11 protein-coding genes are annotated in these 10,508 nt (G+C 68.5%); 6 read left to right on the top strand and 5 right to left on the bottom strand.

Features of this window, described 5'->3' with window-relative positions:
* The 4 genes from NKF06_RS17950 to NKF06_RS17935 form a co-directional block, all read left to right on the top strand.
* Nucleotides 1–491: AIR carboxylase family protein (locus tag NKF06_RS17950; RefSeq protein WP_253246189.1), on the top strand; the 491-nt coding region annotated here is incomplete at its 5' end.
* 123 nt (nucleotides 492–614) lie between these two features.
* Nucleotides 615–764, top strand: a complete 150-nt coding sequence (locus tag NKF06_RS17945; RefSeq protein WP_187367346.1) for a hypothetical protein — start codon at nucleotides 615–617, stop codon at nucleotides 762–764.
* Nucleotides 765–858: 94 nt separating this feature from the next.
* Complete coding sequence (locus NKF06_RS17940; protein WP_004973837.1) at nucleotides 859–1,098, top strand: GIY-YIG nuclease family protein; 240 nt, start codon at nucleotides 859–861, stop codon at nucleotides 1,096–1,098.
* Between the two features lie 62 nt (nucleotides 1,099–1,160).
* A complete protein-coding gene (locus NKF06_RS17935; protein WP_058826841.1) occupies nucleotides 1,161–2,534 on the top strand; it encodes a phosphoglucomutase/phosphomannomutase family protein in 1,374 nt (457 codons plus the stop codon).
* A gap of 11 nt (nucleotides 2,535–2,545) precedes the next feature.
* On the opposite strand, the gene NKF06_RS17930 is transcribed toward NKF06_RS17935, so the two are convergent.
* The 3 genes from NKF06_RS17930 to samp2 form a co-directional block, all read right to left on the bottom strand.
* Complete coding sequence (locus tag NKF06_RS17930) at nucleotides 2,546–2,926, bottom strand: helix-turn-helix transcriptional regulator (RefSeq protein WP_058826840.1); 381 nt, start codon at nucleotides 2,924–2,926, stop codon at nucleotides 2,546–2,548.
* A gap of 78 nt (nucleotides 2,927–3,004) precedes the next feature.
* A complete protein-coding gene (locus NKF06_RS17925; RefSeq protein WP_253246188.1) occupies nucleotides 3,005–3,493 on the bottom strand; it encodes a GNAT family N-acetyltransferase in 489 nt (162 codons plus the stop codon).
* An 8-nt stretch (nucleotides 3,494–3,501) separates the two neighbouring features.
* Nucleotides 3,502–3,702 carry a ubiquitin-like modifier protein SAMP2 gene (gene samp2 / locus NKF06_RS17920; RefSeq protein WP_253246187.1) on the bottom strand — a complete coding sequence of 67 codons (201 nt, stop codon included), beginning with the start codon at nucleotides 3,700–3,702 and terminating at the stop codon, nucleotides 3,502–3,504.
* A 149-nt stretch (nucleotides 3,703–3,851) separates the two neighbouring features.
* Here samp2 and NKF06_RS17915 point away from each other — a divergent pair, with 149 nt between their 5' ends.
* On the top strand, nucleotides 3,852–4,835 hold the full coding sequence (locus tag NKF06_RS17915) for a replication factor C small subunit (RefSeq protein WP_004973825.1): 984 nt from the start codon (nucleotides 3,852–3,854) through the stop codon (nucleotides 4,833–4,835).
* Nucleotides 4,836–4,892: 57 nt separating this feature from the next.
* Here the strand turns inward: NKF06_RS17915 and NKF06_RS17910 are convergent, their stop codons facing one another.
* Together NKF06_RS17910 and NKF06_RS17905 are read right to left on the bottom strand one after the other, a co-directional pair.
* Nucleotides 4,893–7,169: a GAF domain-containing protein gene (locus NKF06_RS17910; RefSeq protein WP_253246186.1), complete on the bottom strand. Its 2,277-nt coding sequence runs from the start codon at nucleotides 7,167–7,169 to the stop codon at nucleotides 4,893–4,895.
* A 120-nt stretch (nucleotides 7,170–7,289) separates the two neighbouring features.
* Nucleotides 7,290–7,775, bottom strand: coding sequence for a TspO/MBR family protein (locus tag NKF06_RS17905; protein WP_253246185.1), 486 nt, complete (start codon nucleotides 7,773–7,775; stop codon nucleotides 7,290–7,292).
* 122 nt (nucleotides 7,776–7,897) lie between these two features.
* Between NKF06_RS17905 and alaS the strand changes: the two genes are divergently transcribed.
* A partial coding sequence (gene alaS, locus NKF06_RS17900) for an alanine--tRNA ligase (RefSeq protein ID WP_253246184.1) occupies nucleotides 7,898–10,508 on the top strand: 2,611 nt, incomplete at its 3' end.

Genomic DNA, 10,508 nt, shown 5'->3' with positions numbered 1-10,508 from the left:
CCGACATCGATCGCGACGCCCGGGCGAAGACCATCGTCGCGGCCGTGCCGGACTTCGAGCGCCCCGATCTCGACGCGACTGTCGCCATCGCCACCGGCGGCACCTCCGACGCCGAGGCCGCTGGCGAGGCGGCCGCCGTCCTCCGCGAGATGGGGGTGAGCGTCGAGCGAATCGAGGACGTTGGCGTCGCCCACCTCGGTCGCGTGCTCGACAACCTCGACACGCTCCGCGAGGCCGACGTGGTCGTCGTCGCCGCCGGCCGCGAGGGGGCGCTCCCGACCGTCGTCGCTGGACTCATCGACACGCCGGTCATCGGTCTGCCCGTCTCGACGGGGTACGGCCACGGTGGCGACGGCGAGGCGGCCGTCCTCGGGATGCTTCAGTCGTGTACCGTCCTCTCCGCGGTGAACGTCGACGCCGGCTACATCGCCGGCGCGCAGGCCGGACTCATCGCCCGCGCGGTCGCCGACGCCCGCGACGACGACGCCTGACCGGGCGTTATCTGCACCTCGTGGTCGTGCGCGATTTCGCGTGCGTACGCACACGCGCGATGCCCTCATATGAGTGGGGTACTGTGTATCACACACCGGCTTGGTGGCTGCCGGACCGCAACAATGCCAGTCTGTGACCACTGCGGGTCACACGTCTCCGAGCGCTTCGCACGCGTGTTCGCCGACAAGGACGGTCAGGTTCTCGCCTGTCCCAACTGCTCGGCGAACGCGGGTATCGCGGAGGTCGCTCGACAGCGTGCCCGCACCGCATGACCACTGAAGCGACAAAAGACCACCACGCGAAGCTAACTCCTCGTGCGCGAGGTCGGGCGTAGGGTTCATACCCGCGCCCCAGAACCATTCTCTCGTGCACTTCGTCTACGTCATCGAGTGTAGCGACGGCTCGCTGTATACCGGGTACACGACCGACGTGGAGCGACGCGTCGCGGAACACGACGCCGGCGAGGGCGCGAAGTACACTCGCGGCCGGACGCCGGTCGAACTCGTCCACGTCGAGGAGTTCGACTCGAAATCGGCCGCGATGTCGCGCGAGTACGAGATAAAACAGCTCCGCCGCCGGGAGAAACAGCGACTCGTCGAGTCGTGAGGGCGCCCCCCACCCGTCGGCTCGTAACGTAGTTTTTTGCCCCGCCGCGGAGTGGTGCGCGTATGGACGAAATCTCATTCGGGACCGACGGGTGGCGCGCCACGCTCGACACCTTCACCGACGACCGCGTCCGCATCGTCGGACAGGCCGTCGCCGACTACCTCGCCGACGAAGGTTTCACCGCCCCGGTGCTCGTCGGCTACGACGCCCGCGAGACCTCGCCCGGCTTCGCGGAGTCGCTCGCCGAGGTCGTCGCCGGCAACGGTTTCGACGTGCTCCTGCCCGAGCGGGACTGCCCCACCCCGCTCGTCGCCTACGCCATCGCCGAGCGCGGCCTCTCGGGGGCGCTCATGGTCACGGCCTCGCACAACCCGCCGGAGTACAACGGCGTGAAGTTCATCCCCTCCGACGGCGCGCCGGCGCTCCCCGACGTGACCGACGCGGTCGCCGAGCGACTCGCCGAACCGGACCTCCTGCCCGAGTCCGAACGCGGGACCATCGAGCGCGTCGACGTGGTCTCGCCGCACGCCGACCACGCCATGGACCTCGTCGGCGACGACCTCTCGGACCTCACGGTCGTCTACGACGCCATGCACGGCAGCGGCCGCGGCGTCACCGACGCACTCCTCGAAGCCGCCGGCGCGGAGGTCATTCGCCTGCGCTGTGAGCGCGACGCCGACTTCGGCGGCATCTCGCCGGAACCCTCGGCCGAGAACCTCGGCGGCCTCGCCGAGGCGATGGCCGAACATGACGCGGACCTCGGGGTCGCCAACGACGGCGACGCCGACCGCATCGGTATCGCCACGCCCGACCGCGGCGTCCTCGACGAGAACCTCTTTTTCGCCGCCGTCTACGACTACCTGCTCGAATCCGACTCCGGACCGGCCATCCGGACCGTCTCGACCACATTCCTCATCGACCGCATCGCCGAGGCCCACGGTGAGGAGGTGTTCGAGACCGCGGTCGGATTCAAGTGGGTCGCAGACGGCATGCGCGAACACGACGCGCTCATGGGCGGCGAGGAGTCCGGTGGCTTCTCGGTCCGCGGGCACGTCCGCGAGAAGGACGGCGTCCTCATGGGCCTGCTCGCGGCCGCTGCAACCGCCGAGGAGGACTTCGACGCCCGTCTCGACCGCATCGAGGCCGAACACGGCGAAATCGTCGCTGACAAGATAAGCGTCGCCTGCCCCGACTCCGAGAAGGCGCGCGTCATCGGCGAGCTAGAGGACGTGCTCCCCGAGACGGTCGCCGGCCGCGACATCGCCAAGGTCGTCACGCTCGACGGCTTCAAACTCCTCTTAGAAGACGGTTCGTGGCTTCTCGTCCGCCCCTCGGGGACGGAGCCGAAGATGCGCGTCTACGCGGAAGCCGGGAGCGAAGACGCGGTTTCGTCGCTCCTCGAAGCCGGCCGCGAACTCGTCGAACCGCTCGTCTGAGCGGGCCGATATCAGGGCTCTCGCGTCTCTTCTTCGTCGCCGACCGGTCTGACGACCCCGCGGTACGCCGGCGTGAAAAGCGGGAGCGTCTCCGCGTGCTCGGTCAACGAGACGCTGTCTCCCGCGGCCTCGACGAGGTCCGCGGCCTGAAGCTTCGGCAGGTGGACGTGGACGATGCCGACCTCGGCCTGCTGGACGACCTGCACGTCCACCTCGTCGGGTGGGAGGTCGGTCGTCCGCACCGCGAGGGCGACCGCGAGGTCCCAGACCGACGCCGGCTCCGACCGGTCGTGGAGATACTCCAACACGTAGCGGCGCGACGGGTCGGAGAGCGCGTCAAAAACGCGGTCCCAGTCGGTCAGGATACGCTCGCTCCGGTCTCGCTTTGCCATGGGCTTGACTCCCTAGCGCTTGACGACCAGCGGCTAAATCTGTGTCGGTTGGTAACATTCAACAACCACGGGAGGCCGCTACTCGTCCCGCAGGACGCCACGAAATCGGTCGTCGCCCGCGCCGGTGTCTGCGACCGCTCCCTCGTCCTCATCTCTATCCCCATCCTCCTCCCCATCCCCACCCCGCACCTCGATGTCGAATCCGAGCGACTCGTAGAACGGTCGGACGCCGCCGTCGAAGTCGGCAATGAGCCGGCCCCGGCGGTCGAGCGCCGCCCGGACGAGCGCGGTTCCGACGCCTCGCCCGCGGCGACTCGGGGAGGCGGCCACGGCGTCGATGTAGTCGCCGTCGAGCACCAGCGCGCCGACCACCCGGCCGGACGCCTCGGCGACGAGGCAGTCGCCGGCGGCCAGTCGGTCGCGGACCTCATCCGCGTCGGCTTCGAGCAGTCCGGCGTCGAGGACGCGCATCACGCCTACCAGTTCGTCGGGGTCGCCCTCGCGGACGCGGACTCCGTCGTCGCGTTCGCGGGTGGTGGTTTCGAGGTCTCTCTCGGTGTCGTCCATGTCGCCGACTACCCGCCCTTGATGAGGCGGAGCACCTTCACGCGGTCGACTTCGACGGGCTGGTCTTCGGGGACGGGGCGACCGTCGACGAGGACGGTCACCTCGTGGGGGCTGAGGCCCACCGCCCGCACGAGGTCCGCGTAGGTCCCGTCGTCGCCGACGGCGACCTCGCTGGTCTCCTCGCCGACGACCTCGACGGTCACGTTCATGGTGGCTCGTGGGGCGGGCGCGGGTTTCAGTCCGTCGGCTTCGGCCGCCCCGACGGCCCCGCGACCCGGCTTCGCCCCGCCGACGGGTCGGTGTCACGCCGGCTCTCCGTCTCGCACGGTTTATGTGCGGGGCGGTCGGTAGAACGGATATGAGCGAGGCCGCGGAGTCGGGCGACGCCCCGGCGGGTCGTGAAATCTGGATCGAGAAGTACCGACCGCAGACCTTCGACGACGTTTACGGACAGGACGACATCGTCGAGCGCCTGCGGAGCTATATCGAGCGCGACGACCTGCCGCACCTCCTGTTCGCGGGACCGGCGGGCGTCGGCAAGACCACCTCCGCGACCGCCATCGCCCGCGCCATCTACGGCGACGACTGGCGCGGTAACTTCCTCGAACTCAACGCCTCCGACGAGCGCGGCATCGACGTGGTCCGCGACCGCATCAAGAACTTCGCGCGCTCGTCGTTCGGCGGCCACGACTACCGCGTCATCTTCCTCGACGAGGCCGACTCGCTGACGAACGACGCGCAGTCGGCGCTCCGCCGGACGATGGAGCAGTTCTCCGACAACACGCGCTTTATCCTCTCGTGTAACTACTCCTCGAAGATTATCGACCCCATCCAGTCGCGCTGTGCGGTGTTCCGCTTCTCCCCGCTCGGTGACGACGCCGTCGCGGAGCAGGTCCGCGACATCGCCGCGGCCGAGGACATCGAGGTCACCGAGGACGGCCTCGACGCGCTCGTCTACGCCGCCGGCGGCGACATGCGCCGCGCCATCAACTCCCTGCAGGCCGCCGCGACGACCGGCGAGGTCGTCGACGAGGAGGCCGTCTACATGATTACCTCGACGGCCCGCCCGGAGGATATCGAAGAGATGGTCCGAGCCGCCATCGACGGCGAGTTCACGACCGCGCGAAAGCAGTTAGAGACGCTCATCGTCGACACCGGGATGGCCGGCGGCGACATCATCGACCAGCTTCACCGCTCCGTCTGGGAGTTCGACCTCGACGAGCGCGAGGCCGTCCGCCTCATGGAGCGCATCGGCGAGGCCGACTACCGAATCTCCGAGGGCGCGAACGAGCAGGTCCAACTCGAAGCGCTCCTCGCGTCGCTCGCGCTCTCGCAGAACTGAACTGAAGCACTCGGCCGCGCCGGCCGCGGCGCTCTCCGGTCTCTCCTCGTTTTCGCCTCACGCCCGGAACTCGAAGCGCGCGCCGCCCGCCGTCCCCGAAGTCACGATAGCCGACCAGCCGTGGGCCTCGGCGATGGATTCGACGATTGCGAGCCCGTAGCCGATGCCGTCGTCGCCGGTCGTCTCGCCGGGTTCGAACACCTCGTCGCGGCGCTCGGGGTCGATGCCGGGGCCGTCGTCTTCGACGTAGAAGCCGCCGTCGACGCCACCGACCTCGACGCGAACGTCGGGGCCGGCGTGTTCGACCGCGTTCCGAAACAGGTTGGCGAGCAGTTCGGCGAGGCGGTCCTCGTCGGCGTCAACGACGACCGACTGGCAGGTGACTAACTCGGCGTCGGCGGTGTCGGTCGTCGCCCACGCCTGTCGGGCGACCGCCCCGAGGTCCACGCGCTCCGTCTCGTCGACCAGTTGGCCGCGGCGGGCGAGCGACAGTAGGTCGTCGATGAGTTCCTCCATCTGTTCGAGCGCCCGCTTGGCCGTGTCGAACCGCGACTCATCGCCGGTCTCGCGGGCGAGGTCAAGGTTCCCGCGGGCGACCGAAAGCGGGTTCCGGAGGTCGTGGCTCACGATGTTCGCGAACTCCTCCAATCGCTCGTTCTGTCGCTTTAACTCACTTTCGCGGGTCTTCCGCTCCGTGATGTCGGTGTAGATGGCGTAGCCCGACCCGCGCTCTTCGCCGGGCGACAGCGGGACGACGTTCAGGATGAACTCGCGGACGCCGGCTTCGGTCCGGCGGCGGACCTCTCCGCGGTAGCTCTCGCCGGCGGCGACGAGGAGTTCGGGGATGGTTTCGTCCGCGCCCGGTTCTGGTACTGGGTCCGGGTCGGGTTCCGGCGGGACGATTCGCCCGAGGAGGTCGCTGCCGACCACGTCGTCGGCGTCGTAGCCGAAGGCCGACTGGAACGCCCGGTTCACGTCGCGCACCGTGAGCGCGCCCCCCGCTACGTCGTAGGCGACGGCGGCGTCGGAGACGTGTTCGAACAGCGCGGTCGACCGGTCGCGTTCCTCCCTGAGCCGCGATTCCGCGCGGATGCGCTCGGCCGTGACCGCGACGTGCGCCATGAGGAGTTCCGTCAGTTCCGCGTCTCGCTCGTCGAACGCGCCGGGCGTGAACGTCGTCGCTTGGAAGACGCCGAGGTCTCCGATGGGGACGCTCAGGACCGCGCGGTACATCCGCTTGACCGGCCGCGCCTCGGGGTGGTCGCGCACGTCGTCGGTGATGTCGGTACTCCCCGACAGGTACACCTCGGCCGCGATGCCCCCGTCGTCGAGGGGGACGCGCTCCGCCCCGTCGGCCGGCGCGTCCGACGAGATAGCCGCCGGAACGATGTAGCCGTCCTCGACGACGCCCACGTAGCTGATGTCGAACTCGAGGATGTCGTCCGTGATTTCGACGGTCCGCTCGAACAGTTCGTCGAGGCTCGTCGCCGCGGCCAGTTCGGTGGCTCCCCGGTGAAGGCGCTCTATCTGCTCGCGGCTCTGTCGAAGCGCGGCCTCGGACTCGATGCGGCTCCGCGTCTCGGAGACGTACGACACGAGGAGTTCGGCCAGCGTGAGGTCGGTCTCGTCGTACGCGCCGACCTCGTTGGAGATGGCCTGAAACACGCCGTCGTCGCCCAGCGCGACGCTCACCGCCGAGCGGTACGCGGGGTCGTCGGGGTCGGCCGCGGGGTGGTCGCGCACGTCGTCCACGAGAAACGAGCGTTTGGTCCGGTGCGTCTCTCCGAGCAGCCCCGTGTCCGAGGGAATCGGCCCCGTTCCGGCCATGTCGTCGTTGTTGGCGGTGACGTAGAAGCTGTCTCCGTCGTGGACGAAAAACGAGGTGTTGTCGAACTCGAGGATGTGCTCCGTGAGGCCGATGGCGCGCTCGTAGAGCTCCTCGACCGTTTCGGCCGCGATGAGGTCCGTCGTCCCCTCGTAGAGCCGCTTGAGCCGGTCCCACTCGGCGTCGTTTCGGGCCGTCGCCACCGCTTCGGCGTCTCTGTCGGTGGTCGATGCGAGCACCCATCGAACCTGCGATTCGAGCCCGGAGCGGTCGCCGCGGTCGACGTAGGCGTCGAACCGCTCGGGTCGCTCGACAGTGGCTGGTGGGGCGTCGGTGTACAGAATCGTCGGCACGCCGTCGGGAACCGTCGCGTCGGGGTCCGTGACCACGACGCAGGCGGCGTCGGACGGGTCGCTCTCGTCACTCGTTGACGCCACCGTGATCCCGTCGCCGAGGTCGATATCGTCGAAGTCGTCGTCCACGAAAACCGTTGGTTCCGTCGCGTGCACGGCAGTCCTCCTATCGAACGATAACGAGAACTATAATCGTTGCGGCATGTTTCCAATGACCAAGAACGACCCGTGCGTCGTTCGCGTCGGGGTCGTGGCCGGGACGACGTGCCGAATTACTCAGTTTAACGACCAGAAGCCGTAGTTGAGTACGGTGGCGAAACACGTCCACAGGAGGTAGGGGGCCAAGAGCGCGGCGGCGCGTCGGTCCACGGCGGCGAACTCGCGCATCGTCGCCAGAATCGCGAGGAGGAGGACCGCGATGACCGCGAGGCCGAGCGCGGGCGACTGCAGTCCGAAGAACGCCGCGGACCACGCGACGTTGACGACGAGGTGGCCGGCGAAGACGGCCAGCGCCCGTTCGCGGCGGGGGTGGTCGCGCCGGGAGACGAGCCACGCGGCGACGCCCATCAGGGCGAACAGCGTCACCCAGACCGGACCGAACACCCAGTTCGGCGGGGCGAACCACGGGCGGGTGAGCGTCGCGTACCACGACCCGATTGCGGTCACGGTGAAGACGCTTCCGAGCGCGCCTGCGAGTTGCGCGAGGACGACCCACGCGAGCAGTTCGACCGCCGGCCGCCGCCGGAGCGAGGCGAGTTCCATACTCCTCGTTGGCTCGGGAGGGAAAAGAACGACACGGCCCGTGCAGGCGAAATTGAGGGGAATCGGGCGTCTGCGCCCATTTCCCGGAACTGTTTTACCCGACGGTAGACCAGAGTTTGGCAATGAGCGAACTCGAAGCGGAGTACCGCCTCGACTACTTCGAGGAGGAGGGCTTCTACCGGAAGCAATGCCCCGTGACGGGCGTCCACTTCTGGACACGAGACCCCGACCGCGAGACGTGCGGTGAACCGCCCGCCGACGACTACACCTTCATCGACAACCCCGGCTTCGACGAGGAGTACACCCTCGAAGAGATGCGCGAGAAGTTCCTCTCTTTCTTCGAGGAACACGACCACGAGCGCATCGACCCCTACCCGGTCGCCGCGAACCGCTGGCGCGACGACGTGCTCTTGACGCAGGCATCTATCTACGACTTCCAGCCGCTCGTCACGTCCGGCGAGACGCCGCCACCGGCTAACCCGCTGACCGTCTCCCAGCCCTGCATCCGGATGCAGGACATCGACAACGTGGGCAAGACCGGCCGCCACACGATGGCGTTCGAGATGATGGCCCACCACGCGTTCAACGCCCGCGAGGAGGCCGGCGACAAGTACGCCTACGAGGGCGAGGTCTACTGGAAGGACGAGACGGTCCGTCTCTGCGACGAGTTCTTCGAGTCGCTCGGCGCGGACATCTCCGAAATCACCTACATCGAGGACCCGTGGGTCGGCGGCGGCAACGCCGGTCCGGCTTTCGAAGTCCTCTACCGCGGCGCGGAACTCGCCACTCTCGTCTTCATGTCGATGAAGCAGGACCCGGAGGGCGAGTACGAACTCAAGGACGGCAACACCTACTCGCCGATGGACACCTACATCGTCGACACCGGCTACGGACTCGAACGGTGGACGTGGGTGTCGCAGGGGACGCCGACGGTGTACGAGGCCGTCTACCCCGACATGATAGAGTTCCTGAAGGACAACGTCGGCATCGAACACACCGACGAGGAGGAGGAACTCATCCACCGCGCGGCGAAGCTGTCTGGCCACCTCGACATCGACGAAATCGACGACCTCGCCACCGCGCGCGCCGAAGTCGCGGGCGAACTCGGCGTCGACGAGTCCGAACTCACCGCGCTGCTCCGCCCGCTCGAAGACATCTACGCCATCGCGGACCACTGCCGCACCCTCGCGTACATGTTCGGCGACGGCATCGTCCCCTCGAACGTCGGGACGGGCTACCTCGCCCGCATGGTCCTCCGGCGCACCAAGCGCCTCGTGGACAACCTCGGCGTGGACGCCCCGCTCGACGAACTCGTGGACATGCAGGCCGAGCGCCTCGACTACCAGAACCGCGACACCATCCGCGACATCGTCCGCAGCGAGGAGCGCAAGTACAGAAAGACGCTCGAACGCGGCTCCCGCAAGGTCCAGCAGCTCGCCGACGAGTACGCCGACAAGGACGAGCCCATCCCGCTCGACGAGCTTATCGAGCTGTACGACTCCCACGGCATCCAGCCCGACATGGTGCAGGAAATCGCCGAGGAGCGCGGTGCGACCGTCGACATTCCCGACGACTTCTACTCGCTCGTCGCCGACCGCCACGAGCAGGTCGACGGCGAGGACGAGGCCGCGGAGCGCGACGACCGCCTCGGCGACCTGCCGGCGACGGACAAGCTCTACTACGACGACCAGGAGCGCACCGAGTTCGAGGCCGTCGTTCTCGACGTGTTCGAGCGCGAGGAGGGCTACGACGTGGTCCTCGACCAGACGATGTTCTACCCCGAGGGCGGCGGCCAGCCCGCCGACCACGGCTCGCTCGCCACCGACGACACGACGGTCGAAGTGACCGACGTACAGATAGCGGGCGACGTGGTGCTCCACCGCACCGACGACGACCCCGGTAAGGGCGAGTTCGTCCGCGGCCAACTCGACGCCGAGCGCCGCCGCCGGCTCATGCGCCACCACACGGCGACCCACGTCATCGGCCACGCCATCCGGACGGTCCTCGGCGACCACATCCGGCAGGCCGGCGCGTCGAAGGGCGTCGACCGCTCGCGGCTCGACGTGACCCACTACGAGCGCATCACCCGCGAGGAGGTCAAGCAGATCGAGCGCGTCGCCAACGAACTCGTGATGCGGAACATCCCGGTCAAACAGGAGTGGCCGGACCGCCGCGACGCCGAGAAGAAACACGGCTTCGACCTCTATCAGGGCGGCATCCCGCCGGGCGAGCAGATTCGCCTCATCCACGTCGGCACCGACGTGCAGGCCTGCGGCGGCACCCACGTCAAGCGCACCGGCGACATCGGGGTCATCAAGGTGCTGACCACGGAGCCCGTTCAGGACGGCGTCGAGCGCGTCGTCTTCGCGGCGGGCGACGCGGCCATCGAGGCTACCCAGCGCACCGAGGACGCGCTGTACGGCGCGGCCGACGTGCTCGACGTGAACCCTGCGGACGTGCCCGAGACGGCCGAGCGCTTCTTCACCGAGTGGAAGGAACGCGGCAAGACCATCGACCGCCTGAAGACGGAACTCGCCGAGGCGCGCGCCGCGGCGGGAGCCGACGAAATCGACATCGACGGCACGCCCGCCGTCGTCCAGCGTCTCGACGGCGACGCGGACGAACTCCGCGCGACTGCCAACGCGCTGGTCGAGGAGGGAAAAGTCGCCGTCCTCGGCTCCGCCGCGGGCGGGAGCGCCCAGTTCGTCGTCGGCGTTCCCGACGGCGTCGGCG

The organism is Haloferax sp. AB510 (assembly GCF_024136985.1).
Lineage (GTDB): Archaea > Halobacteriota > Halobacteria > Halobacteriales > Haloferacaceae > Haloferax.
Note: the sequence above shows the minus strand (reverse complement) of the source record. Positions and strands in the feature narration are given on the sequence as shown.